Origin of the sequence: Shewanella sp. NKUCC06_TVS (genome assembly GCF_019345515.1) — a bacterium.
GTDB lineage: Bacteria > Pseudomonadota > Gammaproteobacteria > Enterobacterales > Shewanellaceae > Shewanella > Shewanella oncorhynchi.
In genome coordinates this window covers 101177-123725 of the sequence record NZ_JAHKQX010000011.1, presented here as the reverse complement: position 1 = coordinate 123725, position 22549 = coordinate 101177, and the positions used below count along the sequence as shown (strand labels likewise).

Sequence of the window (22549 nt, the reverse complement as noted above, 5' to 3'; positions counted from 1 at the left end):
ATATCTCGGTGGCGCATTTTTTAAATTAACAGATAGATCTATTAAGTACTAGTTATAGAAAATATTAATTATTAAGAATAATTTGAATGGAATTAAATTTAAGGATCTTAAATGATAATAAGCACTGATGGTAAGTTATCTATTAATGAAGAACGTAATCTTTATGAGGCGTTAACCAGGCGGAATTATTTCCCAAACCAAAAGGAAACAATTGGTGAGTTACCACCATGCCTTGATACCAGACAATTTACCCCCGAAGTGTGTGAGGCTCTTGTTGCTGATGCAGGAAATTTTACCAAACGGAAACGTGGTTATGATTTAGTAGAGTACAAAGCGACCCGCTATAATAACGTTCCTAGATCTTTGGCTCTTGTTCATCCTCTAGCATATGCCTTTCTTGCAAAGCATATTCATGATAATTGGGATGGAATTAAGTCAATTCAATATGGTAATCAAAGCATAATAAAGCCAGAGCAAAGGCAAGATGGCCGCATTATGGTTATGAACTACGAAGCGCCAATTCTTCAAAAAAGAAGATATATTAAAAAAAGCTTCTCAAAGAAATTTTGTGTTAAATCAGATATCGCCAACTGTTTTAACAGTATTTATACGCATGCTATTGCTTGGGCAACTATTGGTGTTAAGGAGGCAAAAGCAACATCAACTGATCAAAGCCGCTGGTATAATCAATTAGATTTTCATCAACGAAACTGTAAAAGGGGGGAAACTCAGGGAATTCCTATCGGGCCAGCTACATCTAGTTTTATGGTTGAGTTAATTCTTCAGAAGGTTGATCAACAACTAACAGATAAAGGGTTTAGTTTTGAACGCTATGTAGATGACTATCTTTTTTATTGTGAGAGTTATGAGCAGGCTCAGCAGGTGATATTAGAGTTGGGGCAAGAGTTAGCTGTGTATAAATTGACACTAAACTTAAATAAAACTCACGTTATTAAGTTACCTAATACAAGTGAAGATGACTGGGTTTTAGAACTGCAAGGTGCATTGCCTAATAGGTTTGGTAAACCAGAGGGTCAAAATCAAAAATTTAGTGCAACTGAAGCTATTACATTTATTAATAGGGCGATTGTTGTTAATAAGGTTACACCTGATGGTAGTGTTCTTAAATACGCAATTCAATTAATCACACCTCACATAGATATTTCGGCATCTCCTGATGTTGCTTCTTTTGTTATTAATTTGTCGTGGCATTACCCTATATTAATTCCTTTTATATCTCAATTGGTTGATAATGATAATGAAAGTTTTTGTGCTTATGTTGAACAACTAAACAAAATAATTATTGAGAATGCAAAACAACTTCGATCAGATGGTATGGCTTGGCCTCTACATATACTAAGGAATAGTCAGCAGATGCCTTCTGATGATGCAATTAATGAAATATTAAAGAGTCGAGATTGTGTATCTATTACTATCCTCTATTCTATGCTGACGGATAAGAGTCGTATTTTAGAATTTATTAATCCAATTCTAGAAGGCGATGATTATCAGAAAGACAATTACTGGTTACTTCTATATCAGTTGTATTTTCATGGTGAGTTGAAACGTAATCCTTATCAAGATGGAGTATTCGTAACACTCAAAAAATTTAATGTTAACTTTATTCCTGATACGTCGCTCAGTGAAGCCGAGAGGGAGTGCAAGAAGATACACTCTAATTTTATTAGGGAAGCCTTTATAGCACTGGATTCGGAATCTAAAAATAATCTATAAATCAGTTGTTTAAATTATTTTTAAGGTTATTTCATCGGAAAATTTCCTTTGTAATAGTATCGAGTTACCTATCGTAAAATACGAGATTTAGTTGGAAATAATGGGCTACAAAAATATGCAGGAATTAAAGAGATTAAGCACTCGCATGTAAGTGACCGTTGGCGGCATGGATGCCGCCGTCGAGCCTATAGGGATATATTCACGGCGAGTCACTGGAATGAGAGTGCTTAATCATTTCAGCGTCGCTTATTAATATGTTCGGTCTAGAATTTAAAGGTGCGATTGGCTTCAATCAGAACCATTATCTAGCTAATGGTTAGCGGATAGCAGCATTAATTCCAGTAGTAAAAATTCCCTAAATCTTGTCTGTATTGAGCCTGATTGACGCCATTTGGTGTTTAAAATCATAGATTAATACAACAAACCGAGCAAACACACTACGGCGCTGGCGGGCAATATGGGCTGTAACCAGCGTGGTTTGTAGCTGAGTAAAATTACTAGGATTATCGAACTTAAACACACCCAGCCGAGCAGTAATACGCTGGCGTACGCTGGGCCGTAATGACGACTGGCAAGCCAATAGCACAGGACGAGCGTTGCAGTACCAGCGGTGCGAAATCCGCGTGCCTGCGCATCGGTTAACGGGCGGTTACGCACGGCGCGGTGGTGGCTAAAATAAGATAAGGCCAACAGTCCCATGGCGATAAAACAGGTTAACAATTCGCCTGTGGCTGTCATGATTCAACTCCTAATTTTGCCGTCGCTTTGGTTACCCGTGTAGCCAGCACTTTTTTAGGGCTACGCAAGCGTTTGGCTGCCATGTAAAACAGCGCTGCAAGTGCGAGCATCATGAGATCAAATCCTGCGAGAACATAGGCTTGGCGCTGTAGATTGCTTATCAGCTGATACTGCGAAGTCATGGCATTGAGCAGGGGTAGCAGGCCATAAAGCAAGGCTGTGAGTAAAAAAAGTCGTTGCCATGTTTGTTTATCTCGTTTGAAACAAGCGAGCAGTGCGACTAACGCCCAACTGATAAAGAAACAATGGATTTCCCAGTTCTCTCTATCTGCAAAGGTGGCGGGTAAGAGTCGATTGGCATAAAAATAACAGGCTAGCGCAATGGGCAGGCCAGCAAAGGTGGCGAGATTCAACATGTTCACTAGCGTGAGCCCGCTATGATTCTTATCTTTTTTAAGCTGCTTTTGTGCCAGTTTATCGGCCCACATAATCGCGCCGCTGGCGATCATCACGCAGCCCGTTAATCCCGCCAGTAAATACAGTAAACGTAGGCCTTGGCCAGCAAAGCGACCACTGTGCAGGGCTATCATGGCACTTTGGGTTTGATTTGCTCCCGAAGTCACAGCCGACTGCGCCAACACCAACACAGCCCCTGTCACAGTAGACAAGTGATACCAAGGCGCTTGCTGATTTAAGCTGTGCTCAGGGGCGATTTTGACTGTTACGCTGGCATTGCTGTCGTTGAGATTATCAAACTGTAAGCCTTCAAGTGGCGACTCACCCACGACACTGTGAATCGCACTGAGTAAACTCTGACTATCGAGCATAGTGGCTGGCGTGCCAGTGGCGGCGGGAGTTTGGTAAATGGGTTTCCATTGCGAATAAAAGGCTTGAGTTTCATCACCATATTGCGTGTTAAGTCCCCATGGCATATACATAAACATCAAAGTCACTAGGCCGGTGTAAGTGATCATAAGATGAAAAGGCAATGCGAGAACTGAGCTGGCGACATGGGCATCTAACCAAGAGCGCGGGCCTTTTCCGGGGCGAAAACTAAAGAAATCCTTAAAAATACGTTTGTGGATCACTATCCCGCTGATGATGGCGACCAGCATGAACATAGTGCAAAAGCCGACAATCCAACGCGCCGTGAGCACACTCATGTAGTACAAGTCGAAATGTAGTCGATAGAGAAAGTCGCCCCCTCGGCTGTCCCGTGCTTTAGGTAAGGCTTCACCTGTCGCAGGGTTAATAAAGCCTTGATGATAATCACCAAATCGCTGGCCTTCAGCGGCGGGATCGCTCCATGCATAGGTCAGTAATGGCACCCGTTGTGTGGGTAAGTAAATCCACCATGACTCAGCGTCAGGCGCTTGTTGTGCCAAGGACGTGAGGCCCTTGAGTATCAATTGTTGATTATCCGCATTGGCATCATATTGGCTGCCGTGGTTTTCGGGTTGCATCCACAGGTTGATTTCAGCACGGTAATAGGCCGCTGTCCCGGCGAAAAAAACCAGAAACAACACCCAGCAGGTGAGCAATCCAACCCAAGTGTGTAGCCAAGTCATTGAACGAAAAAAGGAGTCTTTCATAATCCACTCCCTTGAGCACTTGTAGCATCAAACGCTTTAGCGGCGAGGTAAGCTAAATACAGCAGACCGCTAAGCGCGAATAAATCCAGCCAGTATCGCCATGTTGATTTAACGCTGAACACCCAAATCACGGCGCAGGTGTACACTGTAAATGACAGCATCATGGCGGTTAACACCCGATCAACCTGAGATAACGGCAGGATTTGCGCGAGCAAAATAGTCGCGACTGCACTTAACAAATAGCCACCAAAGGTTGCTGCGAGACAGCGATTACCTATGTGCAGGCTATCGCTCCAGATGGCTGACGTTTTCCAGCGCATCAGTCTTTGTGTTAACGGCGGAGTCATGTTGGTTTTTTCAGTCATGATGGTGTGCCACTTCTGCTGAATTTGTCTTGTGGGTGCGGGATAGCACAGAGATTAACAGGGCGGGTAAAAAGGTTAAGCTGAGTAGCGTTGCCACGATAAGGCCTGCCAATACCACTATGCCAACGCCGCGGTAGAGTTCGCTGCCAGCACCGGGGAATAACACCAACGGCAATAAGCCAAACAAGGTCGTCGCGGTAGACATTAGAATTGGTCGTAATCGACTGGCGACGGCAGATTTTACGGCATCAACGACACCAAACTGACCTGATTGCAGGTTTTTACGGCTCTGTTCTACGATCAAAATTGGGTTGTTAACGACTGTGCCGAGTAGGATTAGAAATCCAAGCATAGTAATCATATCAAAGGGTTGGTGCCAACCTTGGCCGCCAAGATACGCAAATAAGCTGCCAATAGAATTAAGCGCTTGTAAGCCGACTAAACCGCCCGCAAGTCCGAGCGGGATAGTGATCAGCACAAATAACGGATAACCCCAGTGATTAAAAATCGCGACTAATAACAAGTAGATGATCAACACGGCGACCAGAAAATTGCTGGAGAGTGCCGCTTTCGTCGCTTCGAGCTGATCAGCTGCGCCCGAAATATCCAAACTGACATCTTTGCCGACCGCACCCTGTTGATAGAGGATGGGGACTAATTCTTCCCGCACCTTAGCCACCGCGGTTTCTAACGCAATGGAACGCGGCGGAATAATGTAAAGGGTCACGGTTCTGCGGCCATCGACGCGGCGTAAACTGTCGCTATCCATTTGCTCGCTAATGTCGGCTAAGGCTTGCAGTGGCAGTACATTACCCTTAGGTGTGACTATCGGCGCGAGTGCCAATTGCGACAGACTCTGTTGATTGCCCGCAAGGCTAAATAGAAAGATATCCACCTTGTTATCATTAAGGAAAAACTCGTCGACATAGGCGCCATCGCTCAGTGCCGAAACTGCATAGCCAAACTCGCTGCCGCTAAAATCTTGTTCTACAAGACGTTGCCAGCGAGGGGAAATCTGCCACAGCGGTTGATCTAGCGACAAGGTCGATGGGTCTGAATACAGCTGTGGTTCGGCAAATACTTTTTCCGCCGCTTGATACGCCGCTTCGGCAGCACGATAGAGGCTGGCTTGATTTGGGCCAGAAATATCCAAGGCGACAGCGCGGGTTCCACCATCGTTGCTGGAAATAATGGAACCCCGCGATGAATAGGCGCGCATGCCCGGATATTGCTCAAACAAGGCGGTGAGTGAGCTCATCATGGCATCCATATCTTGGCTGCGAACGGGCTCGCTCATCACCCAAATACTGCCGACACCCACGCTGAGGGTATAGTATTTTAGCGGCGGGATCTTTTGCTCACCACGTTCAAAGGATGCCGCCTCGGCATTGACTCTCGCGGATAGCTGAGTCGTTAATTCTTCAGCAATTTTAGCCATTTCCGATAGGTTGTAACCCGGCGGCGCGACCATAGAAGTAAAGGCTTTTGGTTCTTCGCCTTCGGGTAAATATTCGGCCGGAGGCATCAGCCAAGCCGCAAGCCCGATCGTCGAGACGAGTGACAGCACAATCACAAAGGCGCGGCGTCTTGCCGACAGTACAAGCTGGCTGACTAAGCTCAATATGCGTGATGCTTTGGGCGGCTCACTTTGGTCTGTGCTTGCCGAGCGCATCTTACCGAAGCCAAAACGTGCAATAGCGGCGGGTACGATGAACACTGCGACCAACATAGAAGCGACAATGGATGAAGCGATGGCAATCGCGATATCCGAGTACAGTTGCCCCGCTTCTTGTTTGATAAATAGAATGGGTACAAACACTAGCACTGTGGTGAGCGTCGAGGCCAGTACCGCAGGCCACACATCGTAAATGCCACTGATGGCTGCTTCGAGACGATCTAATCCGCGTCTGCGGGCTTGTTCAATACTTTCGAGCACCACGATGCTGTTATCGACCGTCATGCCTATGGCAAAGGCAACACCCGCCAGCGAAATGACATTAATAGTGCGATCAAACACCAGCAGCCCGACGAAGGCGGCTAAGGTACATAGCGGAATACCGATAACACCAATCAGGGTGGCTCGATTCGAGCGCAAGAAGAGGTACATGACCAAGGTTGCCAGTAAGGCTCCAAGACCTAAATTGACCCACACATTTTCAACCGAATCTTGCACATAGCGCACATCATCACTGAATAGCTCTAACTGCATGGCGTGCTGGGCGAGTTGATTTTGATTAATCTGCGCTACCACTGGCATCATGACATCTTTGATGGCGATAACGTTAGAACCAACATCCCGTTTGACCGCTAAGCTGAGGGTGCGTTCTTGTTCGGCAAAGGACAGTTCACGGATCTCGGCGTGGTCTAGTTTTATCTCGGCCACGTCTTGCAGCAGAATATTAGTATTACCTTGGCGTTTTAAAATCAGTTGCTTAAGTTGATTTAAATCCTCGAAACGGCCAATCACCCGCAGTAAATAACGTTTTTTACCACTGTCGATATCGCCAGCTGAGGTGTCCTTGTTGCGATCTCTAATGGCTTGGCGTACATCCATAATGCTGATGCCGCGTTGGGCGAGTTTGGCGGGATCGAGCCGTATTTGAATTTGCCGTTCGGCGCCGCCTTGAATGGTGACGGAGGAAACGCCTTTGACGCGTTCCATTTGTGGGCGAATAAAGTCGTTAGCAAAATCGCGCATCATGTCTATGTCTAGATTCAGCGGGTTCCCCGCGACAGGCACGAGGCGGAAATACATGAAAGCGTTGTCTGAATATGAACTGCTGTAAAGCCGTGGTTGGTCGACGTTTTCTGGATAAGACGATACTTGGCTGAGCGCATTGCTAACACGAATAAGCGCGTCACTTATCTCAGTGCTTTGGGGGAATTCGAGTTCGATCCATGCCGAACCCGTATCAGCCCAAGAGGTCATGCGTTGTAAGTTGGGCAGGGTGCGCAGGTAGCGTTCCTGCTCAAGCAGAATTTCTTTCTCGACGTCTTGCGGTGTTGCTCCCGGCCAACCTGTGGCGACACTGATGGTGCGCACATCTAAGTCGGGGATCATTTGGATTGGGATACGCAGTGCTACAGCCGTGCCCAATACGCAAAATATCAAGACGATGACAGACAGTAAGGTGCCATGTTTAATTCCAAACTTCAGCATCCCACTAACCTCTTACTGCAGAGTTGAGTACAGAGACTGGCTGTTGGTCTTGTAGGCTCTCGTTACCGCGGATCACCACGGGCGCGTCTTTAGGTAATGGGCTAAGTATTTCAATCCCGATGGCGCTCGTATGGCCCACTTGAACAATATGCCGTTGTGCTATGTTGTTTTGCACGGTAAAGACACTGAACTGGCCGTCCGGGTGACGGACTAGCGCATCTTGCGGCACGACAACACTGTGTTGCGCCCGCTGTAAGTGGAAGGTGGCGGTGGCCGATGTGCCGGGCATCAAAAGTCCACTCGCATCAGGAATGGTTAAGCGCACCAAGAAGCTGCGAGCATTGTGGTCGCTCACGGGGACGAGTGCATTCACATGGCCGATAAACTGCTGTTCAGGCAGCATATCTGCGGCAATATCGACTTGAGTTGCAGTGGCTATGTTTTGGAACATTTCCTGTGGCACTTGAATATCGAGCCAGAGCTGTTCTTGGGATACTAAGGTGAAGATTTCAGTGCCGACATTGACCCATTCACCAGTTTCAGTTTGTTTGCTTGAAATCACTCCCGCAAACGGCGCGATAAGTTGGTGGCGGACGACCACCTCTTTTTGGTGTGCTAATGCCGCCGTTAAACTCTGCAGATTAGCTTCGGCTTCGGTTAACGCCGCTTGGCGAATCGCGCGCTCAGTTTCGGGGAATAATTGCTGAGAACTGAGTGTTTGCGCTTCGGTGAGGAGTCGCTGCTTTTCTGCCAGCATGGTCTTAGCGGCCATTACATCGGCCTGACGCTGTGCTAATTGGTGTATGGCTAAGGTGTCATCGAGTGCGAGTAGAGGCTGGCCAGCGCGGACTTGCGAGCCCGCATCGACCAGTACTTTGGCAACTAAGCCATCGGTACGTGCAGATAAGCGGGCTACCCGTGCGGATTTAATGGAGCCACTGAGTGGCAAAAGTTCATTGGTACTGCCTGTTTGGGGTAAGGCGACTGTTACAGGTGCTGTGCTTGCGTGGACTGCAGAACACAGCATGTATAAACCTATCATTAAATAACGCACGTTAACTCCATCTCACTATAAGATTATTACTGAGTGATAAAACTCGTGGTGGTGATGTGTAAAACGCTATCAACCTCGTTGCCTGCGAGTGTTTGTTTACCTTCTGTGGTGTGATTACTGACGAGTAAGTAGCGGCCCGCATCTGGGGTATCGAGGGCGAATTTACCTTGGGCATCGGTGGTAAAAGACTTGCTCCAAAAACCGGGGCGATACACTTGCACTGGATGATTAACCAGTGGTGCGCCTTTATAGCTAAGCACAAACTCGGGAACGCCTGACTTTACTGGCGTAAATTCAAAATCTTGCAGCGCTTTTGTGTGATCTTGTCCCGTGCGGGCATAGAGTATTGCGGCCTGCAATCCGGTCTCGGTTTTCCATGGTTGCCACGCGGTATCGGCATAGAAACTGATGTCACTCTTGCTATCTTGGGTTTTGACCAGTAGATGATCGGCTTGTGCTGTGGCGGTTAACGGCGTCTTGGCATTGGCGGCGAAAATACGCGCCGCGCTTAACGATGCTAACTCTTCTGCCGAAGCTTGCTCTGAACCCGGTTCGCCAAATTGCACTTTAACCGAACCATCGGTATTACGCTCAAGCCATACTTCATGTGCTTGAGCCGAAAAAGCGATACCGCCGAGTAAAGTGAGTATTACAAGTGCTTGTTTCATTTGATCATCCTTAATGTTATTTCGGGTTAGGGCTATGTTTTAGAGCGTCCAACGTAGTGACAGTGTGGCATTACGTGGCTCGCCAAAGTCGGCGTAACCCCAGAGTGAACGGTTGTAGTTCTTGTCGAAAATATTGTTAATGTTCAATTGCATAGAAATAGAAGGTGTGATTTGGTAGCCAAACATTAAGTCAACGAGTGAGTAGGCGGATTGTGTTTGGCGGTAAGCCACATTCGGCGCGCCATCGACACCCCAAATAGTGCCTTGATAGAAGGTGCTGCTCTGCCAGCGCCAGCTCGCACCTGCAGTAATGCCCGGAAGAATGTCTTCAAAGTTATATTTAGTGGTGAGTTTGAAGATATCTTCGGGCAGATAAGTTTGACGACGTAGGCCATCTTTATCTTCTGCATTGTTGTGGGTATAACCGCCGCTGATATCCCATAAGTCGGTAAGACGTCCGGCAATTTCTAACTCATAGCCTTTGGTGGTAATCCCATCCACACTTTCGTAGATAGAGTCACCGGAAGGTAGCTGACCTTTACCTGCATACTCGGGTTCGTTGTCTTTATTGGTTTCGTAGATGGCGGCTGACATGTTTAGCGTGTCATCGAACAGCGCGACCTTGACGCCGCCTTCGACGTTTGTGCCTTCTGCAGGTTCGAGCAGTTGGCCATCTTCACCAAAATAGGTGCCAGGTTTGAAGATTTCAGTACGGCTAGCGTAGACAGCGATCTGCTCGGTCACATCGTAGACTAGGCCGTAGTAGGGGATGAAAATACCGGTTTTTTCCATGGTCGCATCTGTGCTGTTACCCACGAGATCATGCTTTTCATAGGACCAGTTACTTACGCGTCCACCGACCATTAATTTCAGTGAATCCAACAGATTGACACGGACTGTGCCGTAAACACCCGATTGGCTTTGCTCATTGGTTTGGCCATTGGTGGGTGAATTAGGAATATTAGGCTTGGGGTAATTGCCCTGATCCGCGACGTTATAGCGACGTTGGCGTCCAGATTCAGTGTTGATGTTATCGAACTCGTTGTCACCGTAGTTAAAACCGATCACAGCGCTATGTTCACGGCCGAGTAAGTCGAAGTTACCCGTTGCATACAGGTTGAAACTGTTGGTATCGGATTCGCGATCATGTTGGGCGGCATAAGTATCGCCCCAAGGGCCAACAAATTCGCCGGTTGATTTGACGATATAATCGCCTGGGTAAAAGGCCAATGCGTCTATGGTGGCGTTAGCGATACGATAGGCACTGACGAGTGACCAGTCGTTATCGAATCTATGTTTAAATTCGGCCATGAGACTCTTTTGGGTCACGTCCCAATGGGTCCAGTCCTGTGAGCTAGAGTAGTTGCGGCCAAAATCGACAGCTGTGCCATCGGTATAAAATGCGGGATTAGAGTTCCAGTTATACACGCCGTCGGTTTGTGATTTTTGATAGTCCGCAAACAGTGACAAGCTAGTATCTGTGCCGAGACTCGTTTCAACTACGCCATAGAGCACTGTGGTATCGCGCTGATAGCGATCGATAAAAGAATCGCCTTTCTTCACCGCACTCACGAATCGACCTTTCACATTGCCCGAATCCGTTAGCCAGCCAGAAACATCGGCCTCAAGTCTATAGGTATTCCATGAGCCATAACTTGCACTTGCCGTGGCACGGGTGTCATCCGTTGGGCGTTTACGAATAAAATTAACCGTGGCAGAAGGTTCACCTAAACCACTTAAGATCCCAGCCGCACCTTTTAATACTTCAACCCGTTCGGCAATCACAGGGTCTAAACCTTGATCAATTGAGCCGCTGTAAACATGGGATGAAGAGGTTGTGATTAAGCCGTCAATTTGCACCCCGCTGTCGAGTGCATAGCCGCGCACGAATATCTGACTATTTTCAGAGGCATCTCCCACCATAGTGACGCCAGGAGTGTGATTTAACACTGACTCCATAGTGACTAAACCTTTGTCGCTGATCATCTCTTCGGTAATCAAAGTGACGCTTTGTGGGGTTTCTTTGAGTGACATAGACAAACCCGTGGCGCTATTCATTGCCGCGCGGGTGTAGGTTCCTACCACGTTCAATCTTTCTATCTGTTCTGTATCTTTTTTCTCATCTTGCTTAGGGTCAGTATTGGCTTGAACCGTCAGAGTAAGTGTGCTGAGAAGTACAGGGATCAATGGCGAGCGCCAAGACGTTAAAACAGATAGGGGAGGCATGGTATTTCAATCCTTTCAGGCGATTTCAGATTAAATAATGATTGGTGATCCTGAGTGCAAATAAAGTGCTTAGGTGCAAATGAGAATCGATCGCATGATAGGTTTGTTGAAAATAAATGCAATATGCTCAATGTGTAAATTGTTTAAGCGGGGTTGTAACTTATTGGCGAATAGCTTGTCAGCGAGCTGTGATAAGCCGTCGCAGTGGGATCTGCACTTTTAGCGCATGCCTTACTATAACTCGGTTTCAGGGCATTGACTGGGAACTCAGGCTGTTGTGGTTCGAGTCAATTTAGCCAACAAAAAGGCCACAGTCGTTACTGACTGTGGCCTTTAATCTTTACAATTGAATCGAAATCCAACGGACTTGTTAAGCCTAAAAGTATGATTTACACCTTAGGTTTACGCCCGCACTTGGCCTGTGCCTGAGACTAAATACTTCTCAGCGGTCAAGGATTCGAGTCCCATTGGGCCATAGGCATGTAGCTTAGATGTCGCGATGCCGATTTCTGCTCCAAGGCCAAGTTCGCTGCCGTCGGAGAAGCGCGAAGATGCATTGACCATTACCACAGAAGCATCGACTGCACGTTGGAAGCGTGCGGCTGTAACTTCGTTTCCGGTGCAAATTACTTCGGTGTGCTGGCTACCAAAACGGGCAATATGTTGGATAGCATGGTCAAAGTGATCGACTTGGCGAATGGCAATTTCGAGATCTAAATACTCTTGGCCGAAATCGTCTTCTTCCATGTAAGTACAGTTTTCAAAATAACCACCGGCTTGAGTACAAGCATTGATTTTAACCTTATGCTCGGCCAGCGCTTTGGCTACTTTAGGCAGGAATTGCGAGGCAATTTCTTGGTGTACTAATAGGGCTTCGAGGGCATTACATACGCCAGTGCGCTGGGTTTTACCGTTGAGCAGTAAGTCCATAGCAATATCCAGATCGGCATCTTTATCGACGTATAAATGACACACACCTTTAAAATGCTGGATCACTGGGATTTTACTGTTGTCAGTCACAAAGTTAATCAAGCCTTCACCGCCGCGGGGAATGATCACATCGATATAATCTCGTTGCTGCAGCAGTTCTAGCATGAGGGCGCGATCTGGGTCGGGCACCACAGTGATTAACGCCTCGGGCAAGCCGTATTGTTTCAATACGCTTTGCAAAATAGTGGCGATAATTTTACTGCTGTGCAGCGCCTCTTTACCACCGCGCAGGATCACGGCATTGCCGGATTTAAAGCACAGGGCACCCGCATCGGCGGTGACATTGGGGCGCGCTTCATAAATCATACAAACCACGCCTAAGGGAACGCGCATCTTACTGATGGATAAACCATTAGGTCGTTGACCAATATAGCGTTCGTTGCCAATGGGATCGGGTAAGGCGGCGATGGTTTCAATGCCTACCGCCATAGCTTCTATACGCTCTGGCGTTAGCGTTAATCGGTCGAGCATGGCAGGGCCGACGTTATCGGCGGTCGCTCTGTGTAAGTCGATTAAATTTGCGCTTTGGATTTCATAGGACTTTTCACGTAATGAGCGTGCCATATCGAGGAGTACAGTATTTTTAAGCTGTTCGTCAACTTGGGCGAGGATCAGAGCCGCTTTGGCAGCTTCTTGAGATAAATTTTTGATTAAATTCATATTTACTCCGCTTAGATGTTTACTCGCTTAGTTTTATTCGGCTGATGCTTATTCGAGAATGGCGATGTTTTTCTCGGAAATGATCGGTCCAGTCTTTTGCTGAAATTCACTGGCAAACTCGCGATCGTCTTGGTCCGTAATAAAGCTAAGTAAACAACTGCTGTAATTGGATTTGGCCTTGGCCAATTTAGTGCCATCGTCTTTGCGTACTAAAATGGTGTCACCGACAGAAAAGTCCCCATTGATGGCAACGACATCGTCACTGGTCAATTGCTCGCTATGGATATCAAGGGCGATATTAAAGTCATTTTCAACAATGACTTCGCCTTGAGCCTGCGAGGTATGTGTCATCCAGTGCAAGTGATCCTGCATTGGCTTCTCATCGGGGGTAAATAAGGTTCCTGGGTTTTGGCCCTTCAACAATTGGTTGAATGAGTCGGCATCAAAACCATTAATAATAAAGGTTTCGATCCCGTGGGAAATCGCCTTCTTGGCGGCTTGTATCTTAGTTCGCATTCCCCCCGTACCGACGGCACTGCTGGCGCCGCCCGCCATGGCGTAGATCTCGGCATTAATCTCGGTCACCTGCTTAATAAGCTGTGCATCGGGATATTCATGGGGGTTTTGCGTGTAAAGCCCATTCACATCCGAACAGATAATCAGCGTATCGGCATCGGCCGCCGCGGCGACCATGGCCGAGAGATTATCGTTATCGCCAACTTTGAGCTTGTCGGCGGTAACGGCATCGTTCTCGTTGATGATAGGCAATAGCCCATGTTCGAGTAGGCTGAAAATCGTGTCTTTAATACTGATGTAACGATCTCGATTGCGTAAATCACCGTGGGTTAACAGTAGCTGTGCGGTTGGGAAATCAAATAACTTGTTCCATGTGGCCATCATATCGGCCTGACCTGCTGCTGCCATGGCTTTCTTCACTGTGACGCTCGGTTTATCAACCTCGCCAAAGTGATGCCATCCTGCGGCGACTGAGCCCGAAGAGACCAAGACAACTTGGATCCCTTGGGCACGACAATAAGTAATAAATTGGGCAATGCCGAGTAAGTAGTGGCTGCTGCAACCTTGTTTGTGGGGTGCAATCAGGGCACTACCTACCTTAACGACAATGCGTTTCCAGGGTAAGTCAGTCATACCTGCGCGCCTCATCTGTCTTCGGCTAAAACACGGCCAGCCTTATGGAATAATTTAGTGGTTTTGGCACAGGGATCAGTATCGAGTAACGAGACTATCCAAATCACCACACTGCTCATGGCAAAGCCGGGGATCATCTCATACACCACTGTGGTTAAAGCTTTACCGTCAGCAAGTACTGGTGCATAAATCCAAAACAGCACTGTAGCTGCGCCTGACACTATGCCGGCAATCGCGGCTTTGTGGGTTAGGTTAGCTTTATACAAGCTAAACAAGACTAACGGACCGAAGGCGGCACCGAATCCTGCCCATGCATTACTCACCAGTGACAGCACACTGCTAGAGCGGTCAAGCGCCAGTAGACTTGCGACAATTGCCACGCCTGCTACGCCAAAACGTCCCATTTTCACCATGTCTTTTTCGCTAGATTCTTTCTTCGACATCACGCGATAGATATCTTCCGTTAGCGAGCTTGATGACACTAATAGTTGCGATGAAATGGTGCTCATGATCGCGGCCAGAATTGCGGCTAATAAGAAGCCACTAATGATCGGATGGAACAACAACTCAGAAAACACGATAAAGATGGTTTCAGGATCGGTCAGCTTCATGCCAAATTTATTGGCGTAAGCGATACCGACAAGACCTGTTGCCAGTGCACCCACAATGGTCACTGTCATCCAGCCCATACCTATGTGTCTGGCGGTTTTAATGTCAGCGACTGAACGAATTGCCATAAAGCGCACAATAATATGCGGTTGGCCAAAGTAACCGAGTCCCCAAGATAAGCTTGAGATAAGCCCTAACATAGTGACGTTTTGCATGGCATCGGTGAAGTGTGGAATCGATTGATACGCAAAGTTCAGCATAGTGTCAGCGCTGGTAAACTCTTGATATGCCACCACAGGCACTAAGATTAAAGCGACAAACATGATACAGCCTTGGACAAAGTCAGTGAGGCTCACTGCTAAGAATCCGCCCAACAAGGTATAAGAAACCACTACGCCGAGGGTGACGACTAAACCTATGTCGTAGTTCAGGCCGAATGCTGACTCAAATAACTTACCGCCAGCCACTAAACCCGCTGAGGTATACAAGGTAAAGAAGATCACAATGATCACGGCCGAGATAATTCGGATACTGCTGTTGGCATTGCCGAAGCGTTTAGCAAAAAACTCCGGGATAGTGAGGGCGTTATCCGCGACTTCGGTATAGACCCTTAATTTGGGTGCAACGACCAAGTAATTAATTAGAGCACCAATTAATAGTCCAAGTGCGATGTAAATGGTTTCGAAACCAACCAAAAACATTGCGCCGGGAAGACCCATTAGCATCCAGCCACTCATGTCAGATGCACCCGCTGAGAGTGCGGTGACCTGTGGGCTCACCTTGCGGCCGCCCAAAATATAGCCGGATACATCGCTGGTGGATTTTTTATAGGCGAATAAGCCAATAGCAAGCATGGCGATAAAGTAAATCGCTAAGGAAACGTAAGCCAGGTAATTCATGGGTTATTTGTCTCCTAACGCTTTGTTATTTTGAATAATACTCGGTTTCAAAATGACAAAGAGATAGGTGCTTAATATTGCGCATAAACACATAAACTGCATGGTTTCCTTGGCGTGTAATCGGGTAAAGCTTGCTACTTGCGAGATAAGATTTTCCTCTGGTGGGTTCTCCGTAGACATAATTGCTCCTTGGTTGATAATTGAATTTAGATCACCAATATAGTTAGTGATCTAATTATATTAAGGCATTTTATCGGCCAAATATCAAGCTTCTATTGGATTTAAATGGTTTTGGCGGCGGTGCGAGAGTGGCTTTTTCGGCGGAAAATAGTTTGAGAACTGACTATTTTTCAGAGGTGTTTTTCTGCTCGGCGATACTGTGGGCAGTGCGTTCGAAGGTTAAGGTGATGCGTTCAAACATCCCAGTAATCAGAGTGAATTGTTCGTGGGGTAACGGGCATTGCGCCAGCGCTTGTAATAAGGCTTCGCTGCTGGTGTTAAACTCTTCTGCGACTTGGCCGTGGGCGCAGGCGATAAATGCCTGACCTAAATTGTGTTGCCAGAGGTTGAGTGCATTTTCTAAGTCTGAGTTTGAGTGCGTATCTGAAATCCCCTGCAACATGCGTCGCATTCGAATCGACACATGGCCTAGATTAAGTGCAGTGAACACCAGATCGGTAAATACCCTCGAACTCTTGCCCGAGCCTTTTTCGTAACTGGCTATCCGCAGCAGTCGATCGCCCATGCGGGCGTTAAACCAAGGCTCAGGATCGTTATGCTGCGCGATATGCACTAGATCTTTTTGGATAGATTGCAGCAGACGATATTGCATCAACCGCTGGCTAGGTTCGGTAATCAATTTAAACAACCAATACAGCACAGTGACGCCAACAAAAATCGCTAAGGCATTGCTGACGGTGTTTTCTATCGCAAATGAAATGGTATTACTGGGCTGTACTAATACCGCAAACGGCACGCAAATCCCGAGACCATAGGGTAAAGTCGGTCGATTCGCTAAAGCGAGTAGCCCAATAAAAAAGGGGCCTGCGAGCACTAAAATGAGGATTTCGAAATCGCCGCTACTCTCTGCCAGCAAAGGTAAAGCGTAAAACACTGTGAGGGGGACAGCGATAGTGATACCGACAAGAATACGGCGCAAAATCGTGGTTAGCATCGGCAGTGGCTGGCGCGCCATCATGATGGAAAAAACCACTGGCATCAGGATCATCATGAGTACCGCGCTCGATCCTGTGCCGATCCACAGCGAAGCCCCAATGACAAATACCGCCATGCTGCGTAGACCGGTCGTAAACCCTATCAGTGGATCTCGGTGAAATTCCATTGGCGGCGCGTTGAGTTGTACCGCAGAATTGCTTGTCAGTACGTTATAACTCTTGAGCACCATGATGAGATCGGCGCTTAACTCCATCGCAACTTTGAGTAAGCGAGTCTCTAATGGGGTTCGGTCGCGGTATTGCATCAGGTTTTGTTGGAGTTGATACCTTAAAGTACGCGCCATTTTGTAGCATTCTTGGTCATCAGTAGATTGCGCCATCAGGGTAAAACTGCTGCGCATATTGGCTAAGGTTTTCGCGAGCGGTTCGCTGACCAGATGGGAGTGATTACGTTGTAGTCGGCCAAATATTTGGATTGCCGCCAACAGCGAAAGGGTTTTATTGCAGAGAAAGTTCGCCGCATGGCTCTGCCCGCGTCCTTCTGGACCTTCATAAATCACCGCGCTGGAGTCGTCACTCAGCGCCGATACTGATTCCATAATAGTGTCGATATGTTCATGGCGGCTCGCATGTACGCCCTGTAAATCGAGTTCTAATGCAAGATATTTAAGTGTTTGATTAATTGTGTTTTTAGCATGCAGTTGCAGACCATGTTTTACCTTAGTCGGCCAAAGTAGCGAACTGACCAAGACGGCACAAATTGCGCCGACGATAATTTCGCTGATCCTCGCCTGCGCCACATCGAATATTTTTGCACTATCGGCTGTGCTCGGGCTCGCCATCACAATGAGCACTATCAAGCAGGCTGTCATGCCCGCCATAGCAAAGGCATAGACAAAGTTTTGCTGGCGCACCATGGCCGACAACCCAGAATTTAACCCTATCCAGCAGGCGAGTAATCCTAAGGCGAGTTCGGGATAGGGCGTAAACCCGTTGAGTATGGCAATCCCCGCGAGCGCGCCGACTAAGGTGCCGCCAATTTGGCATAAGCCCTTTTCGATCACGAGTCCACTTTCGGGGCGAATTTGCAAAAATACCGCTGACACCAGCGCCCAATATGGCCGTTCTAAATTTAAAAACATGGCCACATATAAGGCGAGCGCCATCGAGATCACGCCTTTAATCGCGAAGATGAGGGTTCGTCGGTCAGGAAAAAATAAACTCTTAAGTAACAGCGTCATAATGACTATTTTTCAGTCTGTAGCTGGATGGAAACTGTCATGCCGACGCTCAGCTCTATGTCCTTAGGAATGCTATCTAGCTGGATATCGACCGGAATCCGCTGCGACAACCTCACCCAATTAAAGGTTTGGCCAATTTGCGGTAATAACTGCCCATTAGCGGTGACATTGGTATTGGCAATCGCCTTACCTATGCTGACCACTTTGCCGTGCAAGACATGGCCGCCACTCATTAGGCTGACATCGGCGTTTTGACCTATGTGAACCAAGGGGATTTTGGTTTCTTCAAAATAGCCTGTGATATAGAGAGAGTCTTGTTTGACCAGCGAAAATACCGAGTTGCCTTTGCTGACATAGTTGCCATTACGCAGGCTTAAATTGATCAGGGTGCCATTTTCAGGAGCGTGAATTTGCGTCCGCGCTAAGTCAATTTTGGCGGTATTCAATTGTGCCTGTGCGAGTTCATAACTGGTTCTTGCCAGTTCGGTATTGATAAAGGCTTCGTCGAAGGTTTCTTTGCTGACTAAGTTGGCGTTGGTCAAACCAATACGGCGTTTGTATTTATGTTTTGCCAGTTCCCATGCCAATTTTTGGCTTTCCGCTTTGGCATTCAATTCGGCAATGGTGGCTTTGTAGCGGGTATCGTCCACTGTGAACAATACATCACCTTTATTAACGACTTGATTGTCTTTTACATTCAGTTGGTTTACCCAACCGGATACATCTGGCGCTATGGTAATGATTTCGGCGCGAACTCGGCCGTCGCGGGTCCAAGGAGAATAAAGGTAGTGCGACCATATCCAATGTCCGGCGATACCTGCAATCGCGACCACAATAAGGGTGAGGCTGATACGAAAGATTTTTCCCATGAACAATCAACTCCCAAGCAAGTAAATGACCAAAGCCAGATAGCAGATAAACAGCCCAACTTCGAACCAAGCTGCGCGCCACAGCTTGTGATAGAGCCCAGTTTGATAGAGTACCCAGCGAGTGATGCAGGAAAGCAGAAAAGCTAAGGGGATAAAGATAATTAATGGACTAAATAACAAACCATCGAACGCGAGTTCTTTAAGCATTACGCTATTCATCCCGATGACATTGGCGCAGCGATAACCGCACTAAGTGTTTAAAATGCAAAGTACTCAGTCGAGATTATAGGAAAGTCGCGTGAGAGTTAATGGTTTTATACTATCTGTGATCAATTAGGGCCAGCATAAGCTGGCCCTAAATATGATGAAATCAAAGCGAAAATCGCTTCTACCTCATGGTAACAAACTCTTCCGCGCCCGTGGGGTGGATAGCAACGACCGCATCGAAATCGGCCTTAGTCGCGCCCATTTTCATGGCGACGCCGAAACCCTGAAGGATTTCGTCCATACCAAAACCAATACCATGAATACCAACGACTTTTTCGTCCTTGCCAGCGCAGACTAACTTCATCTTACAGGCTTGGCGATGGGCCGTAACGGCGGTGTACATGGAGGTAAACGTCGACGTATACACTTTGACGTTATCGTCGCCGTATTGAGTACGGGCCTCAGGTTCGGTCAAGCCCATAGTGCCGATAGGTGGATGGCTGAACACAACGGTTGGGATCAGGTTGTAATCCATTTTGGCATCTGTCATGCCGTTAAATAAACGCTCAGATAACAAACGGCCCGCTTTAACCGCAACAGGGGTGAGCTCTACGCCGCCCGCCATAATGTCGCCGACACAGTAAATCCCTTTGTGAGTCGTATTTTGCTGCTCATCAGTGATGACATAGCCTTTGCTATCTAATTGCACTTCGGTATTTTCTAGGCCGATATTGCCTGTTGCAGGTGAGCGGCCAATTGCCCAAATCAAGCAATCGACTGTAATGCTTTCACCGTTTTCTAAGTTTAATGTCAGGCTGTCATCGGCATTTTTAACCACGGCTTTTGGCACGCTATGGGTGTGTAATGTCGGGCCTTCGGTTGCCATCGCATCGACGAGAGCATCGACTAATACAGGGTCAAAGTTACGTAGCGGCGCATGTTTACGCACTAATAAGTGAGTTTCACTGCCCAGAGCGTGTAACACGCCAGCGACTTCAACGGCGATATAACCCGCGCCAACAACGGCAACGCGCTTAGGTTGCTCGCGCAGGGCGAAGAAACCATCGGAATCGATACCGTATTGCGCGCCAGGAATGTTCGGAATCGTCGGCGCGCCGCCAGTGGCGATAAGAATATGATCGGCGGTGTAATGTTCGCCGTCCACTTCGATGGTGTTGCCATCCACAAAACGGCCGTAGCCATTTAACAGCGTCACTTTATTGTTGGCAAAACCACGGCCATAGGCATCGTGAATGCGACCAATGTAGGCTTCGCGGTTTTCGACCAAAGTGTTCCAATCGAATTTATTAACAGTGACGTCGAAACCATAATCTTTGGCGTAAAGGTTCATCGCTTCGGCTACATGGGCGCCATACCACATGACTTTTTTGGGTACACAACCTACGTTTACACAGGTGCCACCCACGTGTTTGGCTTCGATGAGTAGAACCTTAGCACCACGTATTGCCGCTCGGTTTGCTGAGGCGATACCGCCGCTGCCTGCGCCTAGGCAGATATAGTCAAAATGTTGAGCCATGAGTTTCTCCGTCTTACTTCAAGGATGAGATGCTTTACAGCAGAAGGTCATTGTAGGGGGCTTTGCGGTAACAGACCAGCCTATTGCATCACTAACGTATAAGGCATTGCTTTTAATAAAAATACTCCTAAAGTTGCATTCAGTTGTTATCGCGTGGCTGTTTCGCGGCGATATTGGCACTTAGAGTGATCGTTTTGAGCTGGGCCTTCTGCACCACATTTCAAACATTGCCACTCCTTTTGGCGGGCGCTGAGTTCATCGGCTTGATGTTTAGCAGCGTTATCTTGCTTGTCGCCGAGTAGGGACTCTAGCTGATCCATACGTTTATCGAGCCAACGGCAATTAGGATCATTGGCGACATGTTCACGACTGGCTAGCTGTTGTTTGCGACTGAGTTTTTTACTCTTAGCGGCTTTGTTCGATTGAGTGGCTTTAGTTGATTTAGTGGTTTTGGATGGCTCTGCGGGTGTGACAGTGGGGGGCGAATACTCGAATGCACTTTGCACTTGGTTAGGCACATTAATCGGCTTACCTTCATTGTCGAGCAAAGTGCCTAGGGGCAAAGGCGCCGTTTGTGCCGGTTGCGCTAAGGATTCTAGACTCGGTTCAGGCTCAGGTACCTGCTGCGCATTTGTCGAGTTTGTCACTGGGATAAAAAGCAGGGGCAAGGTAATGACAGCGGTTCGGATAAGATAGAAATGATGCGTTAACATTCCCTGTTCCTCGGCAAAATCGATGTGAATAGTGAGTCGCTCCGTCGACATTTTGAGTTTAGTTAGTGAGCTTTGTTTTTGCCAAATGTCACGGGATAAATTGACAGAGGAAGGTTGCAATACAGCGCTAGAAACATAGAGCTAAAACGACGTTAAAACGTTATCGCAAAGTGAATGCCGGCATAGGTTTGATCCTGTGAACTCATATCGCCATTGGCTGAGGCTTCTTGCTCAATATCACTCTGGGCAATGCTGTGGCTAATGTGTCCGCTAATACTCATGCTTGGGGTCAGTTGATAATTCGCTTCGAGGCCAAACTGCAGGTTATTACTGCCATCGTGTTCTTCTGTGCGGTATTTAAAATCAAACCCTTGAGTGATATAGGGCGTGAGGCTGAACTGGTCTGTGATATTCCAATAACTGTGCAAACTCACTTCAACAAAGTAGCCTGCCGCCTCTGTGGAATAGACATAACTCACCGATGGTACCAACCAAGCTGTGGCGCTGTAGGCGAGTTCTGCAAATAGCTCGTTATCTTGGCAGCGGCTATTGCTATAGCCTTCAATGCGCTGATATCCCAGATTGGCCTCAAGGTTTTCGGCTAAGTTGAACCCATATTCAAGGCCGATATTCCACTCTGTATAGGCTTGGCTATCACCGCGTCCGACTAAGGCATAAGTGGTTAAGTTGCCGTGTTGAACGGCAGCATTGAGCCAATAAATACCCCCATTTTGCAAGTTATTGCGACCCTGTGAGACATATTTGCTGTCCCAACCTAAATCCAGCGTCACCGCCAAAGGTTCTGTTATCTGGCGGGGTAATATGGTGTTTGAAATACTATCGACTTGTTCTAGGCCCTCATTAGCAACTGCGTTGTGACTAAGGCAGTTGATCCCTAATGTGCAGAGGACGCTGGCGATAATTTTCACTGAGTGTGTTGCCATATTTTTACTGATTTTGGTC

Annotated in this window: 18 protein-coding genes; 1 reads left to right on the top strand and 17 read right to left on the bottom strand. The window is 47.4% G+C overall.

The window, feature by feature from the left end; translation table 11 throughout:
- Nucleotides 1–111 precede the first annotated feature (111 nt).
- Nucleotides 112–1734, top strand: coding sequence for an antiviral reverse transcriptase Drt4 (gene drt4, locus KO531_RS13685; protein ID WP_219251441.1), 1623 nt, complete (start codon nucleotides 112–114; stop codon nucleotides 1732–1734).
- Between the two features lie 411 nt (nucleotides 1735–2145).
- On the opposite strand, the gene KO531_RS13680 is transcribed toward drt4, so the two are convergent.
- The 17 genes from KO531_RS13680 to KO531_RS13600 form a co-directional block, all read right to left on the bottom strand.
- Nucleotides 2146–2472, bottom strand: coding sequence for a DUF3325 domain-containing protein (locus KO531_RS13680; protein WP_011845407.1), 327 nt, complete (start codon nucleotides 2470–2472; stop codon nucleotides 2146–2148).
- Nucleotides 2469–4064: a PepSY-associated TM helix domain-containing protein gene (locus KO531_RS13675; protein ID WP_219251440.1), complete on the bottom strand. Its 1596-nt coding sequence runs from the start codon at nucleotides 4062–4064 to the stop codon at nucleotides 2469–2471. Before KO531_RS13675 ends, KO531_RS13680 begins: the two co-directional genes overlap by 4 nt.
- Entirely contained in the window at nucleotides 4061–4429 is a 369-nt protein-coding gene (locus tag KO531_RS13670) for a hypothetical protein (protein WP_105250720.1), read from the bottom strand. The genes KO531_RS13675 and KO531_RS13670 overlap by 4 nt, the downstream gene beginning before the upstream one ends.
- Nucleotides 4422–7589 carry an efflux RND transporter permease subunit gene (locus tag KO531_RS13665; RefSeq protein ID WP_219251439.1) on the bottom strand — a complete coding sequence of 1056 codons (3168 nt, stop codon included), beginning with the start codon at nucleotides 7587–7589 and terminating at the stop codon, nucleotides 4422–4424. Before KO531_RS13665 ends, KO531_RS13670 begins: the two co-directional genes overlap by 8 nt.
- A gap of 4 nt (nucleotides 7590–7593) precedes the next feature.
- On the bottom strand, nucleotides 7594–8643 hold the full coding sequence (locus KO531_RS13660; RefSeq protein ID WP_219251438.1) for an efflux RND transporter periplasmic adaptor subunit: 1050 nt from the start codon (nucleotides 8641–8643) through the stop codon (nucleotides 7594–7596).
- Nucleotides 8644–8669: 26 nt separating this feature from the next.
- Nucleotides 8670–9311 carry a DUF4198 domain-containing protein gene (locus KO531_RS13655; RefSeq protein ID WP_219251437.1) on the bottom strand — a complete coding sequence of 214 codons (642 nt, stop codon included), beginning with the start codon at nucleotides 9309–9311 and terminating at the stop codon, nucleotides 8670–8672.
- Nucleotides 9312–9350: 39 nt separating this feature from the next.
- Entirely contained in the window at nucleotides 9351–11537 is a 2187-nt protein-coding gene (locus KO531_RS13650) for a TonB-dependent siderophore receptor (RefSeq protein WP_219251436.1), read from the bottom strand.
- Between the two features lie 402 nt (nucleotides 11538–11939).
- Entirely contained in the window at nucleotides 11940–13187 is a 1248-nt protein-coding gene (locus KO531_RS13645; protein ID WP_219251435.1) for a glutamate-5-semialdehyde dehydrogenase, read from the bottom strand.
- A 48-nt stretch (nucleotides 13188–13235) separates the two neighbouring features.
- Nucleotides 13236–14336, bottom strand: a complete 1101-nt coding sequence (gene proB / locus KO531_RS13640) for a glutamate 5-kinase (RefSeq protein ID WP_105250714.1) — start codon at nucleotides 14334–14336, stop codon at nucleotides 13236–13238.
- An 11-nt stretch (nucleotides 14337–14347) separates the two neighbouring features.
- Nucleotides 14348–15844 carry a sodium/proline symporter PutP gene (putP, locus tag KO531_RS13635; protein ID WP_219251434.1) on the bottom strand — a complete coding sequence of 499 codons (1497 nt, stop codon included), beginning with the start codon at nucleotides 15842–15844 and terminating at the stop codon, nucleotides 14348–14350.
- 3 nt (nucleotides 15845–15847) lie between these two features.
- Complete coding sequence (locus KO531_RS13630) at nucleotides 15848–16024, bottom strand: hypothetical protein (RefSeq protein WP_168826181.1); 177 nt, start codon at nucleotides 16022–16024, stop codon at nucleotides 15848–15850.
- 163 nt (nucleotides 16025–16187) lie between these two features.
- Nucleotides 16188–18260, bottom strand: a complete 2073-nt coding sequence (locus tag KO531_RS13625) for an FUSC family protein (RefSeq protein WP_219251433.1) — start codon at nucleotides 18258–18260, stop codon at nucleotides 16188–16190.
- A gap of 5 nt (nucleotides 18261–18265) precedes the next feature.
- Nucleotides 18266–19129, bottom strand: coding sequence for an HlyD family secretion protein (locus KO531_RS13620; RefSeq protein ID WP_219251432.1), 864 nt, complete (start codon nucleotides 19127–19129; stop codon nucleotides 18266–18268).
- 6 nt (nucleotides 19130–19135) lie between these two features.
- Complete coding sequence (locus KO531_RS13615; RefSeq protein ID WP_105250710.1) at nucleotides 19136–19336, bottom strand: DUF1656 domain-containing protein; 201 nt, start codon at nucleotides 19334–19336, stop codon at nucleotides 19136–19138.
- A gap of 181 nt (nucleotides 19337–19517) precedes the next feature.
- Nucleotides 19518–20873, bottom strand: a complete 1356-nt coding sequence (gene gorA, locus KO531_RS13610) for a glutathione-disulfide reductase (protein WP_219251431.1) — start codon at nucleotides 20871–20873, stop codon at nucleotides 19518–19520.
- 146 nt (nucleotides 20874–21019) lie between these two features.
- Complete coding sequence (locus KO531_RS13605; RefSeq protein ID WP_219251430.1) at nucleotides 21020–21586, bottom strand: hypothetical protein; 567 nt, start codon at nucleotides 21584–21586, stop codon at nucleotides 21020–21022.
- A gap of 152 nt (nucleotides 21587–21738) precedes the next feature.
- The gene (locus KO531_RS13600) at nucleotides 21739–22530 is read right to left on the bottom strand and encodes a hypothetical protein (RefSeq protein ID WP_219251429.1); all 792 of its coding nucleotides are present in this window, start codon (nucleotides 22528–22530) and stop codon (nucleotides 21739–21741) included.
- Nucleotides 22531–22549 lie beyond the last annotated feature (19 nt).

Coding starts and splice junctions, on each gene's coding strand:
- KO531_RS13650 (WP_219251436.1), bottom strand. CDS start 11,537: ATGCCTCCCCTATCTGTTTTAACGTCTTGGCGCTCGCCATTGATCCCT.
- KO531_RS13605 (WP_219251430.1), bottom strand. CDS start 21,586: ATGTTAACGCATCATTTCTATCTTATCCGAACCGCTGTCATTACCTTG.
- KO531_RS13600 (WP_219251429.1), bottom strand. CDS start 22,530: ATGGCAACACACTCAGTGAAAATTATCGCCAGCGTCCTCTGCACATTA.
- KO531_RS13675 (WP_219251440.1), bottom strand. CDS start 4,064: ATGAAAGACTCCTTTTTTCGTTCAATGACTTGGCTACACACTTGGGTT.
- KO531_RS13670 (WP_105250720.1), bottom strand. CDS start 4,429: ATGACTGAAAAAACCAACATGACTCCGCCGTTAACACAAAGACTGATG.
- KO531_RS13645 (WP_219251435.1), bottom strand. CDS start 13,187: ATGAATTTAATCAAAAATTTATCTCAAGAAGCTGCCAAAGCGGCTCTG.
- KO531_RS13680 (WP_011845407.1), bottom strand. CDS start 2,472: ATGACAGCCACAGGCGAATTGTTAACCTGTTTTATCGCCATGGGACTG.
- drt4 (WP_219251441.1), top strand. CDS start 112: ATGATAATAAGCACTGATGGTAAGTTATCTATTAATGAAGAACGTAAT.
- KO531_RS13630 (WP_168826181.1), bottom strand. CDS start 16,024: ATGTCTACGGAGAACCCACCAGAGGAAAATCTTATCTCGCAAGTAGCA.
- KO531_RS13655 (WP_219251437.1), bottom strand. CDS start 9,311: ATGAAACAAGCACTTGTAATACTCACTTTACTCGGCGGTATCGCTTTT.
- gorA (WP_219251431.1), bottom strand. CDS start 20,873: ATGGCTCAACATTTTGACTATATCTGCCTAGGCGCAGGCAGCGGCGGT.
- KO531_RS13615 (WP_105250710.1), bottom strand. CDS start 19,336: ATGCTTAAAGAACTCGCGTTCGATGGTTTGTTATTTAGTCCATTAATT.
- KO531_RS13625 (WP_219251433.1), bottom strand. CDS start 18,260: ATGACGCTGTTACTTAAGAGTTTATTTTTTCCTGACCGACGAACCCTC.
- KO531_RS13665 (WP_219251439.1), bottom strand. CDS start 7,589: ATGCTGAAGTTTGGAATTAAACATGGCACCTTACTGTCTGTCATCGTC.
- proB (WP_105250714.1), bottom strand. CDS start 14,336: ATGACTGACTTACCCTGGAAACGCATTGTCGTTAAGGTAGGTAGTGCC.
- KO531_RS13620 (WP_219251432.1), bottom strand. CDS start 19,129: ATGGGAAAAATCTTTCGTATCAGCCTCACCCTTATTGTGGTCGCGATT.
- putP (WP_219251434.1), bottom strand. CDS start 15,844: ATGAATTACCTGGCTTACGTTTCCTTAGCGATTTACTTTATCGCCATG.